Here is a 16,248-nt window from a genome sequence, read left to right as displayed (position 1 = left end):
TTAAATAAAGAATTGAGTAAGGAGTCGCAGCATGAGTCAGGAATGGGATGCCGGTCGGTTGGACAGCGACCTCGATGGCGTAGCTTTCGATACCCTTGCAGTGCGTGCTGGCCAGCACCGCACCCCCGAAGGTGAGCACGGTGACCCGATGTTCTTCACTTCCAGCTACGTGTTCCGCACTGCTGCCGACGCCGCCGCGCGTTTTGCCGGCGAAGTGCCGGGCAATGTCTATTCGCGTTATACCAATCCGACTGTGCGAGCGTTCGAAGAGCGTATTGCTGCGCTGGAAGGTGCTGAGCAGGCGGTAGCCACGGCTACCGGCATGGCGGCGATCCTGGCGGTGGTGATGAGCCTGTGCAGCGCCGGCGACCACGTGTTGGTGTCGCGCAGCGTGTTCGGTTCGACCATCAGCCTGTTCGAGAAGTATTTCAAGCGCTTCGGTATCGAAGTGGACTACGTGCCCCTGGCGGACCTCTCGGGCTGGGATGCGGCGATCAAGGCCAACACCAAGTTGCTGTTCGTCGAGTCGCCGTCCAATCCGTTGGCCGAGTTGGTGGATATCGCCGCGCTGTCCGAAGTGGCCCACGCCAAAGGCGCGATGCTGGTGGTCGATAACTGCTTCTGCACGCCTGCCTTGCAGCAGCCGCTGAAGTTGGGCGCGGACATTGTGGTGCACTCGGCGACCAAGTTTATCGACGGCCAGGGTCGTTGCATGGGCGGTGTTGTTGCCGGTCGCAGCGAGCAGATGAAGGAAGTGGTGGGCTTCTTGCGCACTGCCGGTCCGACCCTGAGCCCGTTCAACGCCTGGATCTTCCTCAAGGGGTTGGAAACCCTCAGCCTGCGGATGAAGGCCCATTGTGCCAACGCCCAGGCCCTGGCCGAATGGCTGGAGCAGCAGGATGGTATCGAGAAGGTTCACTACGCCGGTCTCAAGAGCCATCCACAACACGAGTTGGCCCAGCGCCAGCAGCGCGGTTTTGGCGCCGTGGTGAGTTTTGAAGTGAAGGGCGGCAAAGAGGGCGCCTGGCGCTTTATCGATGCGACGCGCCTGATCTCCATCACCGCCAACCTGGGTGATAGCAAGACCACGATTACCCACCCGAGCACCACCTCCCACGGCCGTCTTGCGCCACAAGAGCGTGAAGCGGCGGGTATTCGGGACAGCCTGATCCGCATTGCGGTGGGCCTGGAAGACGTGGCTGACTTGCAGGCTGACCTGGCTCGTGGGCTGGCGGCCTTGTGATCGAGTGGTCCATGGAGGCTGCAACAGCCAGTAACGGGCGTGTCGCCTTGGTGACGGGCGCTGCACGGGGCATTGGCCTGGGGATTGCGGCGTGGTTGATCAGCGAAGGCTGGCAGGTGGTATTGACCGACCTGGACCGCGAGCGCGGGTCCAAGGTGTCCGGGGTGCTGGGCGACAACGCCTGGTTTATTACCATGGACGTGGCTGATGAAAAGCAGGTCGCCCAGGGCGTGGCCGAAGTGCTCGGGCAATTCGGGCGCCTGGACGCGCTGGTCTGCAACGCAGCAGTGGCCGACCCGCGCAATATCACCTTGGAAAGCCTCGACCTGGCCTACTGGAATCGCGTGCTGGCGGTGAACCTCAGCGGGCCGATGCTGCTGGCCAAGCACTGTGCGCCTTACCTGCGTGCCCATGGGGGAGCCATCGTCAACCTGGCGTCGACCCGCGCTCGTCAGTCGGAGCCAGACACCGAAGCCTACGCCGCGAGCAAGGGCGGCCTGTTGGCGCTCACGCACGCCCTGGCGATGAGCCTTGGGCCGGAAGTGCGGGTCAATGCGGTCAGCCCTGGCTGGATCGATGCGCGTGACCCCGCTGCGCGACGTGCAGAACCACTGACCGAAGCCGATCATGCCCAGCATCCGGCGGGGAGGGTTGGCACGGTGGAGGATGTGGCTGCGATGGTGGCATGGCTGCTGTCGCGTCAGGCCGGGTTTGTCACGGGGCAAGAGTTTGTGGTGGACGGTGGCATGAGCAAGAAGATGATTTACAGCGAGTAGGGTGGTTAGCGCTCTTGAAGCAATTTTGTCTTTTTCAGAAAAACTTCAAGCGGGCTATTGACTTAGGTCCTCTACCTGCGTAAATTTCGCGGCCTCAACGAAGCAAAGGGTGATTAGCTCAGCTGGGAGAGCATCTGCCTTACAAGCAGAGGGTCGGCGGTTCGATCCCGTCATCACCCACCACTTCTTGAGAGTTTTGCCTTCGGGCAAGACGCAACGTTAAAGGTTGCACCGACGCGCAGCGGTAGTTCAGTCGGTTAGAATACCGGCCTGTCACGCCGGGGGTCGCGGGTTCGAGTCCCGTCCGCTGCGCCATATTTTCCAGGCCTGACTTGTCGGGCTTGAGATTGAACAGCCAAGGCTGATTGATCAGATGTTTAAAGACGGTTGAGGCATCACGCGCAGCCGGTCAAGCGATACGCAGCGGTAGTTCAGTCGGTTAGAATACCGGCCTGTCACGCCGGGGGTCGCGGGTTCGAGTCCCGTCCGCTGCGCCATATCTGCATCAAGGCCCACTGAACGCCTTGAAGCACAAAGAAAGCCACTGGCTACTTTGATCCGATAGCAAAGACCCTGGTCGAAAGACCGGGGTTTTTTGTGTCTGCAATTTGGTGCTGGTCAATGCGCCCGCGCAAGCCATCGCAACGCGATGGCGGCTGGCTTGCCTGCGATAGCAACGACTGGGTCTCATCATGAGCCCGCATTGTCACATCCCAGGCAAACTTTCCAATCAGAACCCCAGCTTGTCTCGCAACCCGTAATACCAAGCCCCCATCGCCGCAAACGGCGTGCGCAGCAGTTGCCCGCCTGGGAACGGGTAATGCGGCAGGTCGGCAAACGCATCAAAGCGCTCGGCCTGGCCTCTGAGTGCCTCGGCCAATACCTTGCCCGCCAGGTGTGTGTACGTCACGCCGTGGCCACTGCAACCCTGGGAGTAATAGATGTTGTCGCCCAGGCGGCCGACTTGCGGCAAGCGCGACAGGGTCAGCAGGAAGTTGCCGGTCCAGGCGTAGTCGATCTTCACGTCCTTGAGCTGAGGGAAGGCTTTGAGCATTTTCGGGCGGATGATCGCTTCGATATTTGCCGGGTCGCGCGCGCCATACACTACGCCACCGCCGAAGATCAGTCGCTTGTCACGGGTGAGTCGGTAGTAGTCGAGCAGGTAGTTGCAGTCCTCGACGCAGTAATCCTGCGGCAATAGCGACTGGGCCAGTTCATCCCCGAGTGGTGCGGTTGTGATCACCTGAGTGCCGCAGGGCATCGACTTGGCTGCTAACTCCGGCACCAGGTTGCCCAGGTAGGCATTGCCCGCCACGATGATGAACTTGGCCCTGACCTTGCCTTCGGTCGTGTGCACCACCGGGTTGGCGCCGCGCTCAATGCGTACAGCTGCTGACTGCTCATAGATCGTGCCACCGAGAGACTCCACGGCCGCCGCTTCACCCAGCGCCAGGTTGAGTGGGTGGATATGCCCGCCGCTCATGTCCAGCAGGCCGCCGACATAGTTGTCACAGGCTACTACTTCGCGGATACGGCGCTCGTCGAGCAGCTCCAGTTGTGTGTGGCCATAACGTTCCCAGAGGCGCTTCTGCGATTCCAAGTGGCCCATGTGCTTGCTGTTGAGTGCGGCGAAGACGCCGCCGTCCTTCAAGTCGCACTGGATCTGATACTTGGCCACCCGCTCGCGAATGATCCGGCCGCCTTCAAACGCCATGTCCCCCAGCAATTGCGCCTGCTTGGGCCCGACGCTGCGTTCGATCACATCGATATCGCGGCTGTAGCTGTTGACGATCTGCCCGCCATTGCGGCCCGACGCGCCAAAGCCGACCTTGGCGGCTTCCAGCACCGTCACGCGAAAACCGTTTTCCAGTAGAAACAGTGCGCTGGACAAGCCGGTATAGCCGGCACCAATCACGCACACATCGGTTTCCACTTCGCCTTGCAGTACCGGACGCGGAGGGACCGCGTTGGCGGACGCAGCGTAATACGACTGGGGGTAGGGGGTGTTCGCCATCCTGGAACCTCTGTTTTATATTTTTTACGAGTGCCCCGATCCTACCTGAGTTGAAAATTGCCTGCCAGCCACCCGAAAAATGCAAATGCACCAGCCGCAAATAAAAAATTCGCATATTCATAGGGTTAGCTGCAAAAAAGATGTTGACACCCCTCCGAAATTCCGTAGAATGCCGCCTCACAGCAGGCACGTAGCTCAGTTGGTTAGAGCACCACCTTGACATGGTGGGGGTCGTTGGTTCGAGTCCAATCGCGCCTACCAAACAAAATCCGCTCTGCTGGGCGGTCTAGAAGGGCTCACCGAAAGGTGGGCCCTTTTTTGTTGTCTGGAATTTGGGCACGGCGTCGCCTGGCCACTGACGCGGCTCGCTTTGAAAAGTGAGGGCGGATCGATCAGCAGAAAAGCTGAGCCACCGCGAGCAGGCAGATGATCTGGGCTATCATCTGGCAGCGTATTTCACCATTCGTTGTCGCCATACCCATTTGCCCGGCGTACATGTTGGCTACCTCTTTGTCGGCAATCATGCCGTAAACGATGCGCAGGAATGCGCACCGTATTGGTTGAGTATAGTTTCGGATTGGGATTCTTCACTGTCTAGCCTCAGGCCAGCTCTGATACAGGGCTGTCTTGAGGGGGCGCGATCGCAGGGCCAACCGAGAGGTTGGCCCTTTTTTGCAGGGTTGACGCCATACTGGGCACTGTTTGAATTCAACCGGGGAGGCAGCGATGGAGCAGTTAATGGAAGTGTCGTTCGACGTGACGGCACAGGAGCGTGAGGCAATCCTCAAACCGTTGAGGGCGTATAACCTCAGTCATACCGGCGATATGGCGTTCGAAACCGTAGGGATTTTGCTGCGGGATCCTGTCACTGAAGAGGTGGTCGGTGGGCTGTATGGGAAGATTTCATACGGATGGTTGTTCATTGAGTTGTTGAGTGTTCCCGATCAGTTACGCACCCAAGGTACTGGCTCCCGCCTGATGCGCGCCGCTGAAGAGTTGGCCAGGCAGCATGGCTGCACCGGGATCTGGCTGGATACCTTCAGTTTCCAGGCGCCCGGGTTTTATCGAAAGCTGGGGTTCACTGAGTTCGGGCATATTGCCGATTATCCACCGGGACACCAACGTCACTTTTTCCAGAAACGTCTGGCCTGAATCCTGCCAGGGCGCCGGTTCACCTGGCGCCCATTACCCACAAAATTTATTGGTTTACAGCAACAACTTTTCTTGTTGGACACCCCCCGCCCCAAGCGGCAAAGATGCCGCCACCGACGCTCGACCTTCCAGGTCAACAATAAAAAACCGAGCCGACTGCACGCCACTTTCTTGCTGTGAACCCTTTGTTCACATCCTGCTGTAATGGCGCCGCAGCGCGCACTTAAGGACCTCACCGCCATGCAAACTGTTGTGAATCTATGGCCGTTGATCGGCGTACTCGTCATCGTGGTTGGCTTTGTCTTGCGCTTCAATCCCCTGTTGGTGGTCACCGCCGCCGCTATCGCCACCGGGCTCGCTGCCCATTTCCCGCTGGAGAAAATCCTCGCCACCATGGGCGATGGTTTCCTTCAGACCCGCGCCCTGCAATTGATTCTGTTGCTGCCATTGGCTGTCATCGGGCTGTTGGAGCGCCATGGCTTGCGCCTGCATGCACAGAACTGGATCGCTCGTTTCGAACGCGCCACGGTCGGGCGTTTGTTGATCATCTACCTGTTTGTGCGTGAGTCGACCGCTGCCATGGGGCTGACCAGCCTTGGTGGGCATCCGCAGATGGTGCGCCCGCTGCTCGCGCCGATGGCCGAAGGTGCGGCGGAAAAGCGCTTTGGCAAATTGCCGGACAAACTGCGTCACAAGGTGCTGGCCATGTGCGCGGCGACCGATAACGTCGGGCTGTTTTTCGGTGAGGACATCTTTGTCGCCTTTGGCGCAATCGCGCTGATGCACACCTTCTTGCTTGGTTCGGGGATAGATGTGGAACCGCTGCACATCGCGGTATGGGGCATTCCCACGGCGATTTGCGCCTTTATCATCCACGCGATTCGGTTGCATCGCTTTGATCGACGGTTGACGCGGGAAATGACCGCCGTCGCCACGCCAGTGGAGGCCGCCCAATGATCATTTCCATTCAATACCTGTATTGGCTCGCCGGTGTGTTGCTGTTGATCACTGCCGGCATGATCCTGCTGGATCGTAGCCACCCGAAGCGCTGGTCCAGCACCCTGTTTTGGTTGCTGTTCGCTATTCCGTTTCTGGTGGGCGAGCGCCTGCCGTCGGTGGTGATCGGGGCGGGTGTGGTGGTGATGGCGTTGATCGCAGGGTTGGGCGGGGTTGGCCGTGGCGCCCATGCCGAATTGCACGACAAGGCTTCCCGCGCGAGTGCCGGCCGACTGGGCCACAAGTTGTTTATCCCGGCGCTGGCCATTCCGCTGACGACGGTGATTGGTTCGGTGTTGCTCAAGCACACCGAGATCGGCGGCGTACCGCTGCTGGACCCGAAGAACACCACCTTTGTGTCCCTCGGTATCGGCTGCCTGATCGCCCTCGGCCTGGCCTGCTGGTTGACTCGCGACACCCCGGTGCAAGCCTTGCGCGAATCCCGCCGCCTGACCGAAGCCCTTGGCTGGGCGATGGTGCTCCCGCAAATGTTGGCGATGCTCGGGCTGCTGTTCAATGAAGCCGGAGTGGGCACGGCCGTCGCCCACGTCACCACCACCTACATCAACCTGGATTACAAGTTGGTGGCAGTGATGGTTTATGTGCTGGGCATGGCCTTGTTTACGGTGATCATGGGCAACGGCTTTGCGGCTTTCCCGGTGATGACGGGTGGCGTCGGTGTGCCAGTGCTGGTGGGTATCTACGGTGGCAACCCGGCGGTGATGGCGGCGATCGGCATGTTTTCCGGCTACTGCGGTACGCTGATGACGCCGATGGCGGCCAACTTCAATATCGTCCCGGCCGCCTTGTTGGAGCTGCCGGACAAAAACGCGGTGATCAAGGCGCAGTTGCCGACCGCGTTGATGATGCTGGTGGTCAATATTGTCCTGCTTTACCTGTTGATGTGAGGCCAGGATGCGAATCGTTCTGCTGACGGGCTTCGAGCCCTTTGATCAAGACGCGATCAATCCATCCTGGGAGGCCGTGCGTCAGTTGGATGGCATGCCGTTGGGTGAAGATGTGCAAATTGTTGCGCGTCGTTTGCCCTGCGCCTTTGCCACTGCCGGCGAGTGCCTGGCCCAACTGATAGATGAGTTGCACCCGGCCCTGATCATCGCGACGGGCCTGGGGCCTGGGCGTGGCGAGATATCCATAGAGCGGGTGGCGATCAACCTGAATGACGCCCGTATTCCCGACAACCTGGGGGAGCAACCGATTGACACGGCTGTAGTGGTCGATGGGCCCGCAGCCTACTTCTCCACGTTGCCGATCAAGGCCATGGTCAAGGCCGTGCGCGAGGCGGGTATAGCAGCCTCAGTCTCGCAGACAGCGGGGACGTTCGTTTGCAACCAAGTGTTCTACCGTTTGCAGCACTCACTCGCAGGAACGGGTGTACGCAGTGGTTTCATTCACGTGCCGTACCTGCCGGAGCAGGTGGTTGTCTCGGGGCAGCCTTCAATGGCGTTGACCACGCTGGTCAAAGGGTTGCAGGTGGCTGTGCTGACGGCGTGGCAAACATCCGTGGATGTAACGGAAGCGGGCGGGCAGGTCAGCTGATCTGTCGGGTTGACTTCAGGTGGCAAGCAGTCGGGTAAGCCCGAAGGTGATCGCACAGGCCAGGCCTGTCATGGCGAACGCCGTTGCGACATACCATTTGATGAGATTCAGTTCAGTGGTTGCGAGGTCCGCCTTGGTAGCGAAATGCTTTTCCATGGAGTCTGCCCTGTTTGAAACGGTGAATAGCTTCTCTTTCATTTCAGCCAGCCTCTTTTCCAGTGAGCTCAATCGTTTTTCCACACCGGGACCTCCGTCATTTCCTCCGCCCGCTCTGCCTTGAGTCGGGGTATTCAGCGTATTCGTCGAGCCAAATCGATACTGTTTTTTCTGCAAAGCCTGACACCTGTTTTAAATCGTGTGAGAGAGCGCTTGGGAGAAAAGAATAGTGGGAGTCAGAGCAGAGGGTGACCGACAAATTTTTGCAAAATACCACCGAGGTTCTGGCCCGCGGCGCTCAGTGACCCCGTTGCGGAAAGAACAACTCAAAACACGTCACGCCGTCCTGGCTGCTGACGCTGTACCGGCCGCTATGCAACTGCATGATGGTTGCCACGATCGACAACCCTAGCCCATTGGACTGTGCCGACCGTTCCCGTGACTCATCCACCCGGTAGAACCGCTCGAACAGTCGCGGCAAATGTTCGGCAGCAATGGTGTCGCCCTGGTTGCTGACCCTCAGGTGGATGCCTTCGGCATTGGGAAGCGCCTGGATCAACAGATCGGAATCAGGAGCGCCATACTTGATGGCATTGGCGCACAGGTTGGCCAATGCGCGGCGCAGCAGCATCGGCTCGGCCCAGATCACGCCCGCGCCCTCGGCGATGATGTGCATATTTGCGTCACTCGCCAATCCTTCGAAGTAATCAGCCATGCGTTCCACTTCGTCTGCTGCACTTAATTCCTGGCGCTGGCGCAATGCACTTGCCGGGTCGGTGCGGGCGAGGAATAACATGTTATCGAGCATGCGGGCCAGGCGTTCAAGCTCTTCTACATTAGACGCGAGCAACTGCTGGTAGCTTTCGACGTTGCGGCTCTGTTGCAAGGCGACCTGGGTTTCCCCCAGCAAGTTGTTGATCGGTGTACGCAGTTCGTGGGCCATGTCGGTGGATACCTGGCCCAGTTGCGTAAAGCCCTTGGCCAGGCGTTCAAGCATGGTATTGAACGAGTCGATCATCGGCAGCAACTCCTTGGGCGTGCCACGACTGTCGAGGCGTTCAGCCAGGTTGCCGACACCGATGCCCCGGGCATGCCGCGCCAGGCGTCGCAAGGGCAGCAGGCCACGGTGTACCAGCAGGTAGCCCACCAGGGCGAGGAAGATTGCCGCGATGCTGGCCAGGATATACACACTCAATCGGTAGCTGGCGAGCACGGCGGTGCGTTCAGTCATCAGGCGGCCGGTGGTGACTTGCAGGCTGCCCAGGTCGCCAGAGTCGATGGAGGCCGCAACGATGGCAAACGGTACGCCATCCACGCCGGGAAAATGGTGTACGTCAGTCAACGCCAGGGTATGGTTTTTCGGCACGGGGGGAACGGATGGCACCTCGATGTTGCCGGGGTTGACGACCAGCAGGGGTGTCTGGCCCGGCGCTGTGATGCTCAGCACCGACTCGCGATTGCCCAGCATGTTCTGGAACAGCTCCGGCTTGGTCTTGATCAGGTCCAGGGTGTTGCTGTCGTTGAGCAGGTTGCGCAACTGGTCGATACGGTAGATCAATGCGGCGTCGTCGCGCATGATCAGCTCACGCTCCAGCTCACGGTACAGCGCCACGCCCAGGGTGGCCAGCAGCACAAAGGCCAGCAAGGCGAAGATCAACGCCAGGCGCAAGGTCAAGGAGTAATGTCGATTTGGGCTCATGGCTGGGTATCGAAACGGTAGCCGATGCCCCGCACACTGTGGATCAGCTTGAGCTGGAACGGGTCATCGATTTTCAGGCGCAGGCGCCGCACGGCTACGTCCACCACATTGGTGTCGCTGTCGAAATTCATGTCCCAGACCCGCGAGGCAATCAACGAGCGGGACAACGGCTGGTCCTGATGCGTGGCGAACAGGTGCAGCAGGGCGAACTCTTTATTGGTCAGGGTGATGCGCGTACCGGCACGGGTGACACGGCGCTTGAGCACGTCGATGTGCAGGTCGGCGATGTTCAGGTGTTCTTCTTCGCGGCTCGGACCGCGTCGGGTCAAGGTGCGCAGGCGCGCGACCAGTTCGGCAAAGGAGAAAGGTTTGATCAGGTAGTCATCAGCCCCCAGTTCCAAGCCCTTGATGCGGTCGGCAATGTCATCGCGGGCGGTGAGGAACAGCACCGGCGTGTCGGCCTCCTTGCGCAAGCGCCGCAGCACTTCCCAGCCGTCCATTTTCGGCATCATCACGTCGAGTACGATCACATCGAATGGCGTTTCCAAGGCCTGGTGCAAGCCATCTACCCCGTCACGGGCGAGGCTTACGGAGTAGCCCAGCTCCTGCAGGCCGTTGAGCAGGTAATTGCCGGCCTTGGGCTCGTCTTCGACGACAAGGATGTTCATGGGAAGTGCCCTGGTTCAGTGCGTGGCGCAAGTGTAGCCCGATCAATTGTCATTGGCGCAGCCGATGCCTTGGACCTGATAGTCCAGCACATGTTCGCGGTCCTGGTGGTCCAGGTATTTGAGTTGTGCCGGGACGATTCCACATTGGCCGTAAGTGTCGGTACTCGACAGGACTTTGGCGACGTCCAGGTGTACGAAGAAGCCGGTTTTGTCGTGGATCACGTCCGTGGCAGCTGGAGTGTCGGCCGCGAATACCGAACCGGTGGCCAGTAAAGCGGCAAAACCAAGGGCAAACAGTTTCATGGAGGTATCTCTCGTTAAGGGCGGGTTGCCCGGTCGTTGGCAGTGAGTTCACAGTAACCAGGCGACACAAACAGCCAACCAACAGGATCATGACAAGTTCGTAATAAGAGGAAGGCGTCCTGGCTCAGGGTGAGGTAGCCGTCGTGCTTTTCCACTCCATTGCGCACGGGCAGCCACATACACCAATGCGCTGACCTTCGGGTTTACTCCCGAGTCGCTGACCACGCTGCCGGCGTAGGAATGGCCGACCAGTACGGTAGGGGCGGCTTGGAGTCGGGTGATCACTTCGGACCAGCTGGAGCCGTCAGCCCAGGAACCATGAAATCGCTGGAGTGCTTGTCCGCCGCGTTTACAAGTGCAGACCTGACCCGTAGATTGCAACGGGCTCATCATTTGTCACCGTCCAAGAGGAAGCCCAGCAGTGTCCATCCGCGTCTTTACCCGGCCTTACCGCGCCTTCCTGTTCGATATGGACGGGACCCTGCTCAACTCCATTGCTGCCGCCGAGCGGGTCTGGAGTATGTGGGCTGAACGTCACGGCTTGGACGTGAAGGCCTTCCTGACTACCATTCATGGCGCTCGGGCCATCGATACCATTACCCGCCAGGCGTTGCCTGGGGTTGATCCTGAGGTGGAGGCGCAATGGATTACCGAGGCGGAGTTGAATGATGTCGAAGGCGTCGTGGCGATTCCCGGTGCCGTTGAGTTTTTGAACCGCCTGCCTGGCGACCAATGGGCGCTGGTGACGTCTGCCCCCCGGGAGTTGGCGTTGCGCCGGCTACAAGCGGCCGGCATCACTCCGCCTGCGGTGCTGGTGACGGCTGAAGATGTGGCCAGTGGTAAGCCTGACCCTGCCTGCTATGTGCTGGGCGCACAGCGCCTGGGGGCGGCGGTACAGGACTGCCTGGTATTCGAAGATGCGACGGTAGGTATTCGGGCAGGCGAGGCCGCTGGCGCGGATGTGATGGTCGTGACCTCGACTCACCTGACGACCATGCACACTGCGCATGCCACCACCGATGGGTATGAACACTTGCACGTCGAGCACGACGGTGGCGGTTTGCTGCGCTTGCGGCGCCTGGCAGGTTGATGCGAAAAAGCCGAGCCCGGTTTGGCGGTCTCGGTCCTATTCGCAGGATGTATGACCAGGCGGCACCTGTTGCAGTCGGCTGCTTCTCATGCCCTGGCGTGACAGCACCATTTCCCTGAGGATTTCATTGGCCAGACGGGCAATCGCTTCAGTCCCGCGATAATGCGCGCGCACAATGCCGGTAATCGCGAAGTGGTCGGTTTCCGGGCCGCTGAGGATGGCGGAGAGGGTGCCGTCGGCATGCAACGTGCAATTGACCGTATAGCTGGGCAGGCGGCTCGCCAGGGCAGATTCGATTTGGGATTTGCTGAGGGTGTCCATCTGCGTAAGCACCTTTCACTGATCGTGCAAGCCCAAGCATAGATCCTGTTGGAAGACTGTAAACACCGGTGATCTATTAGCGAAACTGCGACCTATCAACCCGCGTTTTTTGGGTGGGCGCGGTGGGTGGCTCGCTGGCACAACTTGCGCTGGATGGCCTTCTGGATCGGTTTGAGACAGAACATGAACAGGTAGCCGCACAAAAACAAAGCCAGATCCAGCCATGAAGGGGCGTCGGTGGCGTCTGTCCTTTCAATTTCGAACCTCAAACCATATTCCAGGCCGGCAAAGGCCAACCCGATCAGCACGGCGATCGCCCAGGAATAGGTGATAAAGCGTTGTGTTGAGGTGCGCCTCATCGGCGTGCTCCTGAGTGTGCTCAGATGTCGGCAGAGTGAGTCAGGAGTTTCGGCTGCGAATCGCGCGACAAGTTCCAGGGATGAAGACAGTTTCATCTGCCAATGCAGATGCAAGGGCAGTGCGCGGGACAAGAATAAGGCGCGAGCAGGTCTAGGCAGTTTTCGCCAGCCGTTACAGAGCGAAAAGGCTGGCTACTGGAGTGCTTCAAGGAGTCTGGTTTTTGTCCGGAGCTGTCAGGCCAGCCTGGATGCGCTGGTAGATCTCCTCGCGATGCACGGCAACGTCCTTGGGTGCGTTGATGCCGATTCGTACTTGCTGGCCGCTGACGCCCAGGATGGTGATCGTAATGTCATCACCGATGTTTATGCTTTCACCAACTTTGCGGGTGAGTATCAGCATGGACTTCTCCTTGATTACTTTTAAGGACACATGTTTCAGACAGGGCAGGTGTCGGATGTGTGTAGCTTACTGCTAAGCGCTTCCCTGTGACTGCCTCTTTTTAGGACGCATAGAGGCAACATTAATTCCCATGGCGGCATCATACAGGTCTGCGATACATCATTCGCATTGTTTAAGCCAACGTTTATGACGGCCAGAATAGACAGCGAATGATAAAGTTGCCTCTTTATCCTTTAAGGAGCAGGGCAGTGCGTAAAGTAGCGATGGCAATTGCGGTGTTGGCATTGGCCGGTTGCGGTGAAGGTAAACCTGTCGAAGCGCCCAAGGCCAAGCCTGCCGTGACTGAAAACCAGCCACAGACCGGCGCGATTGCTGCCCAGGAATGGGACGTTTGGGTAGGCCCGCCTGACCACAAGCTACAGGCGATCACCGACCTGACCGCGTGGTTGCTGGAGCATGGTTTCAATTTTTATATCGTGAAGGAAAACGGCAAGGACGAAGTGTACTTGGGGCCATTCGCAACCAAGGCCGATGCGGAAGCCAAGCAGGCCCTGCTCACGGAAAAGCTGGCCCGCGCCAAGAAAAACGACACCGAATCGCAGGTTGTCGAGCACAAGACTGCGCAGTAACCGGCAGGTAGGGCGAGAGCACGCCGAGTGCTCCCGCCCGCGTTCAACCGCAGGCCTTGAGGTTCACCGGGCCGACAAACTCATTTCCACGCCCCATCACACAGGCCACGGTCTGGTTGCGCTGACGCTCCCAATGCTGCACAGGGTAGGTCTTGTCCCAGGCTTCATAAAGTTGCCGGTCCTGTTTCGACAGGCGCAAGCCGTATTGTTTGCTCATATAGAAATACGTCCGGGCAATCATTCCGCGTATGGACGGGCGCGGCATCACCTTCTTGGCCTTGAAGTCGACCTGGGTCAAGCATGAGCCGTACTGCCCGCTTTGCACCGGCAGCCAGCCAAAACTGAAGTTGTTACGATCGCCGTTGACCTCACCGATACTCGGCACCAGGTTGTGCAGGTCCGCCTCGGCACGCTTGAACACCTCATCATGGCGTGTGCAGTTCTTGCGTCCGCCATTCTGCCAGCACTGGCGCTGGTGCCCGATCTGCCAGGCCGGAACAATGTGTTCCCATTCGATGCGTGCAGCGCGGCTGGCGTTTTTACGAGGGATATAACCGCAGGCTTTCAAGTCCACGCGGTTACCGGTGTATTTGCAGCCGCAGTAGAACTCAGTGGATTGCGGGGCGTAGAGTTTCCAGGCGATTTTTTTGGCTTCGCTGAACGTTCGGGGCGCTTGGGCATGGGCGGTGACGGCAAAAAACAAGCAAAGCACAGCAATAAAACGGACACTCATTGAATCAGTCTTCCTTCGGCACAACCCAGAAAATCTGCACGCCACCGTCGTCCCGATAGGCGAGGGTAACGTTGTCGTTTTCTGCGATCTCTTCAAGCAAACGCGCCCACTCGTCCTCCGGCTCATCCGGCAAACGGAAGATCAAGGCCGCCTTGTTTTTTTGGGCATTGGTCGAATTGATGACTTTTTGCACGCGAACGGCCAGGCGTTGATAGGCATCGGGCAGGGTTGGTGCTGCGGAAGAGGACGTTGCCACGGAATATTCCTTAGTTAACTGTACGTGCATACAGTATTTAACTGTAGGCAGTTTCGCAACTGCTTAAAGTTAAACAAGGCCGTCTGACAGTGATTTGGGATTTTTGTGTAGCGGCGGGGGGGGGGGCGAAGAGTTGTAGGGGCGGGCGTGCTCGCGAAAGACTTGAAGGCAATAGGTTAAGCCAGACGGACCGCGTCATCGTTAACCACTTTCGCGAGCAAGCTCGTCCCTACAGGGTATGGCTAGTAATCAGTATTCCCAGAACATCCGTTGCAGTTCCTTGCTGTCCTGGGTCTTGGTCAGTGCAACCATTGCCAGGATCCGCGCTTTCTGCGGGTTCAGGTCGTGGGCTGCGACCCAGTCATACTTGTCGTCAGGCTGTTCGGCATTGCGTAGTACGAAACCGCCGGCATTCACGTGGGACGAGCGAATGATTTGCACACCTTGCTTGCGCAGCTCCTGCAGGGCAGGAACAACCTTGGACGACACTGAGCCGTTGCCGGTACCGGCATAGATGATGGCTTTGGCGCCGGCCTGGGCCAGGGCCTTGGCGGCAGTGTCGCCTACGTTGCCGTAGCCGTAGGCGATTTCGACGTCGGGCAGGCTCTTGATGGTCTTGATATCGAATTCCGAATCCATGGTGTGACGCTTGGCCGGCAGGCGGAACCAGTAGGATTTACCCTCGACCACCATGCCCAGCGGGCCCCATGGGCTCTTGAAGGCTTCGGTCTTGATGTTGACCATCTTGCTGACGTCGCGACCCGACTGGATCTCGTCATTCATGGTTACCAGCACGCCTTTGCCGCGGGCATCTTTGCTACCGGCAACGGCGACAGCGTTGTACAGGTTGAGCATGCCATCGGCTGACATGGCGGTGCCTGGACGCATGGAGCCGACTACCACGATAGGCTTGTCGGTTTTTTCCACCAGGTTCAGGAAGTAGGCGGTTTCCTCGAGGGTGTCGGTCCCGTGGGTGATCACGATGCCATCCACGTCCTTGCTGTCGGCCAGTTCGGCGACGCGGCGGCCCAATTGCAGCAGGTTTTCGTTGTTGATGCTTTCCGATGCGATTTGCATCACTTGCTCGCCACGCACATTGGCAAGCTGGCTCAGTTCAGGAACACCGGCAATCAACTGCTCGATGCCGACCTTGGCTGCCTGGTAAGTAGCGCTGTTGGCCGTGCTGGCACCAGCGCCAGCAATGGTGCCACCGGTAGCGAGGATCACTACGTTGGAGAGTTTGGCCTTGGTTTCAACTTCCTTTGCCTGGGCGGCAACGGGGAACAGCAGCAGGAGGGCTAATGCGCCCGGAACAATGTTCTTCAATGCAGATTTCATTATTTTTCTCTCTGGTTTTTGATGAGTGCGGTAGCAAGTTCATCTAGAACACCCGGGCGGTTCTGAACGCCGCGAGGTGTTAGGGAAGAGCAGGATCTGTACCAGTCTGGTTGTGGCCTTGTATATAAATTAAGTTGTTGATTTAAAAAGATTTATTTTCACTGTTTCGGACCGGTTGGCCGGCCCGTTGTCCGGCTTTCCGAACAACAGAGTGGGTTCGCGTTCGGTTGTCCGAAAGCAGTGACGAACTCTCCGGACACCCTGCGCGACGGAGGCGTCATGGCCTGTCGTTTTAGAGAACGACTGGGCGCAGATGATGTTTACTGATCGGTGCGATCGAGCGGCAAGGCAGGGGATAGAGGGCCTGGATGAAAGGTTGTTTTCCAGCGTTGACAAATCTCGACAAGGTTCTCATAGTTTGAATAACGCAAACGTTTGCGAGATATTTCACGGGTGGCTCCCTGAGTCTCGTGAAAGCTCGTTTCAGCCACCCAGGTGGGAGGGCTGCCGAAGCGCTTTTCGGTGCAAGCGTTGCTCACAATAATCATAAGATCGGAG

General features: G+C 58.6%; 19 protein-coding genes, 4 tRNA genes and 1 pseudogene. 12 read left to right on the top strand and 12 right to left on the bottom strand.

Annotated elements, in window-relative coordinates; genetic code table 11:
- Positions 1-31: 31 nt before the first annotated feature.
- The 5 genes from P2T68_RS25390 to P2T68_RS25370 all read left to right on the top strand — a co-directional run bounded on the left by P2T68_RS25390 (position 32) and on the right by P2T68_RS25370 (position 2,516).
- Complete coding sequence (locus tag P2T68_RS25390; RefSeq protein WP_010566994.1) at positions 32-1,243, top strand: O-succinylhomoserine sulfhydrylase; 1,212 nt, start codon at positions 32-34, stop codon at positions 1,241-1,243.
- Positions 1,244-1,254: 11 nt separating this feature from the next.
- Positions 1,255-2,019, top strand: coding sequence for an SDR family oxidoreductase (locus P2T68_RS25385; RefSeq protein ID WP_051448900.1), 765 nt, complete (start codon positions 1,255-1,257; stop codon positions 2,017-2,019).
- Positions 2,020-2,126: 107 nt separating this feature from the next.
- A tRNA-Val gene (locus P2T68_RS25380) sits at positions 2,127-2,202 on the top strand.
- A 55-nt stretch (positions 2,203-2,257) separates the two neighbouring features.
- Positions 2,258-2,334, top strand: a tRNA-Asp gene (locus tag P2T68_RS25375).
- Between the two features lie 105 nt (positions 2,335-2,439).
- Positions 2,440-2,516 (top strand) — tRNA-Asp (locus P2T68_RS25370).
- 233 nt (positions 2,517-2,749) lie between these two features.
- On the opposite strand, the gene P2T68_RS25365 is transcribed toward P2T68_RS25370, so the two are convergent.
- Entirely contained in the window at positions 2,750-4,033 is a 1,284-nt protein-coding gene (locus tag P2T68_RS25365; protein WP_024076494.1) for an FAD-binding oxidoreductase, read from the bottom strand.
- Between the two features lie 184 nt (positions 4,034-4,217).
- Here P2T68_RS25365 and P2T68_RS25360 point away from each other — a divergent pair.
- The 5 genes from P2T68_RS25360 to pcp all read left to right on the top strand — a co-directional run bounded on the left by P2T68_RS25360 (position 4,218) and on the right by pcp (position 7,738).
- Positions 4,218-4,294, top strand: a tRNA-Val gene (locus P2T68_RS25360).
- A 465-nt stretch (positions 4,295-4,759) separates the two neighbouring features.
- Positions 4,760-5,185 (top strand): GNAT family N-acetyltransferase, encoded by a 426-nt coding sequence (locus P2T68_RS25355; protein WP_024076492.1) that lies wholly within the window; start codon positions 4,760-4,762, stop codon positions 5,183-5,185.
- A 240-nt stretch (positions 5,186-5,425) separates the two neighbouring features.
- Positions 5,426-6,142, top strand: coding sequence for a DUF969 domain-containing protein (locus tag P2T68_RS25350; protein WP_024076491.1), 717 nt, complete (start codon positions 5,426-5,428; stop codon positions 6,140-6,142).
- A complete protein-coding gene (locus tag P2T68_RS25345) occupies positions 6,139-7,089 on the top strand; it encodes a DUF979 domain-containing protein (protein WP_069076648.1) in 951 nt (316 codons plus the stop codon). The genes P2T68_RS25350 and P2T68_RS25345 overlap by 4 nt, the downstream gene beginning before the upstream one ends.
- A gap of 7 nt (positions 7,090-7,096) precedes the next feature.
- Positions 7,097-7,738 carry a pyroglutamyl-peptidase I gene (pcp, locus tag P2T68_RS25340; protein WP_024076490.1) on the top strand — a complete coding sequence of 214 codons (642 nt, stop codon included), beginning with the start codon at positions 7,097-7,099 and terminating at the stop codon, positions 7,736-7,738.
- A gap of 15 nt (positions 7,739-7,753) precedes the next feature.
- Here pcp and P2T68_RS25335 read toward each other — a convergent pair whose 3' ends face one another.
- The 5 genes and pseudogenes from P2T68_RS25335 to P2T68_RS35200 form a co-directional block, all read right to left on the bottom strand.
- Positions 7,754-8,071 carry a hypothetical protein gene (locus P2T68_RS25335; protein WP_223817811.1) on the bottom strand — a complete coding sequence of 106 codons (318 nt, stop codon included), beginning with the start codon at positions 8,069-8,071 and terminating at the stop codon, positions 7,754-7,756.
- Between the two features lie 121 nt (positions 8,072-8,192).
- The gene (locus tag P2T68_RS25330) at positions 8,193-9,593 is read right to left on the bottom strand and encodes a heavy metal sensor histidine kinase (RefSeq protein ID WP_024076488.1); all 1,401 of its coding nucleotides are present in this window, start codon (positions 9,591-9,593) and stop codon (positions 8,193-8,195) included.
- A complete protein-coding gene (locus P2T68_RS25325) occupies positions 9,590-10,261 on the bottom strand; it encodes a heavy metal response regulator transcription factor (RefSeq protein WP_024076487.1) in 672 nt (223 codons plus the stop codon). Before P2T68_RS25325 ends, P2T68_RS25330 begins: the two co-directional genes overlap by 4 nt.
- Before the next feature lie 42 nt (positions 10,262-10,303).
- On the bottom strand, positions 10,304-10,564 hold the full coding sequence (locus tag P2T68_RS25320; RefSeq protein WP_041160981.1) for a DUF2790 domain-containing protein: 261 nt from the start codon (positions 10,562-10,564) through the stop codon (positions 10,304-10,306).
- Between the two features lie 107 nt (positions 10,565-10,671).
- Positions 10,672-10,885: pseudogene (locus tag P2T68_RS35200) on the bottom strand (alpha/beta hydrolase); the annotation flags it as partial.
- 100 nt (positions 10,886-10,985) lie between these two features.
- On the opposite strand from P2T68_RS35200, the gene P2T68_RS25315 reads away from it, so the two are divergent.
- Complete coding sequence (locus P2T68_RS25315) at positions 10,986-11,654, top strand: HAD-IA family hydrolase (protein ID WP_024076486.1); 669 nt, start codon at positions 10,986-10,988, stop codon at positions 11,652-11,654.
- Positions 11,655-11,690: 36 nt separating this feature from the next.
- On the opposite strand, the gene P2T68_RS25310 is transcribed toward P2T68_RS25315, so the two are convergent.
- From P2T68_RS25310 to csrA, 3 genes are all read right to left on the bottom strand, one after another.
- Complete coding sequence (locus tag P2T68_RS25310; RefSeq protein ID WP_024076485.1) at positions 11,691-11,975, bottom strand: hypothetical protein; 285 nt, start codon at positions 11,973-11,975, stop codon at positions 11,691-11,693.
- A gap of 95 nt (positions 11,976-12,070) precedes the next feature.
- The gene (locus tag P2T68_RS25305) at positions 12,071-12,334 is read right to left on the bottom strand and encodes a hypothetical protein (protein ID WP_024076484.1); all 264 of its coding nucleotides are present in this window, start codon (positions 12,332-12,334) and stop codon (positions 12,071-12,073) included.
- Positions 12,335-12,539: 205 nt separating this feature from the next.
- A complete protein-coding gene (gene csrA, locus P2T68_RS25300) occupies positions 12,540-12,734 on the bottom strand; it encodes a carbon storage regulator CsrA (RefSeq protein WP_003192511.1) in 195 nt (64 codons plus the stop codon).
- A gap of 263 nt (positions 12,735-12,997) precedes the next feature.
- Here csrA and P2T68_RS25295 point away from each other — a divergent pair, with 263 nt between their 5' ends.
- Positions 12,998-13,363 carry an SPOR domain-containing protein gene (locus tag P2T68_RS25295; RefSeq protein WP_150054087.1) on the top strand — a complete coding sequence of 122 codons (366 nt, stop codon included), beginning with the start codon at positions 12,998-13,000 and terminating at the stop codon, positions 13,361-13,363.
- Positions 13,364-13,406: 43 nt separating this feature from the next.
- Here the strand turns inward: P2T68_RS25295 and P2T68_RS25290 are convergent, their stop codons facing one another.
- From P2T68_RS25290 to P2T68_RS25280, 3 genes are all read right to left on the bottom strand, one after another.
- Entirely contained in the window at positions 13,407-14,096 is a 690-nt protein-coding gene (locus P2T68_RS25290) for an endonuclease I family protein (protein ID WP_024076482.1), read from the bottom strand.
- A gap of 4 nt (positions 14,097-14,100) precedes the next feature.
- A complete protein-coding gene (locus tag P2T68_RS25285) occupies positions 14,101-14,352 on the bottom strand; it encodes a DUF1654 domain-containing protein (RefSeq protein ID WP_172831355.1) in 252 nt (83 codons plus the stop codon).
- Positions 14,353-14,601: 249 nt separating this feature from the next.
- Complete coding sequence (locus P2T68_RS25280) at positions 14,602-15,690, bottom strand: asparaginase (RefSeq protein ID WP_024076480.1); 1,089 nt, start codon at positions 15,688-15,690, stop codon at positions 14,602-14,604.
- Positions 15,691-16,248 lie beyond the last annotated feature (558 nt).

Origin of the sequence: Pseudomonas sp. G11 (assembly GCF_029457515.1) — a bacterium.
GTDB lineage: Bacteria > Pseudomonadota > Gammaproteobacteria > Pseudomonadales > Pseudomonadaceae > Aquipseudomonas > Aquipseudomonas gorinensis.
This window is presented reverse-complemented; position numbering and strand designations above follow the sequence as displayed.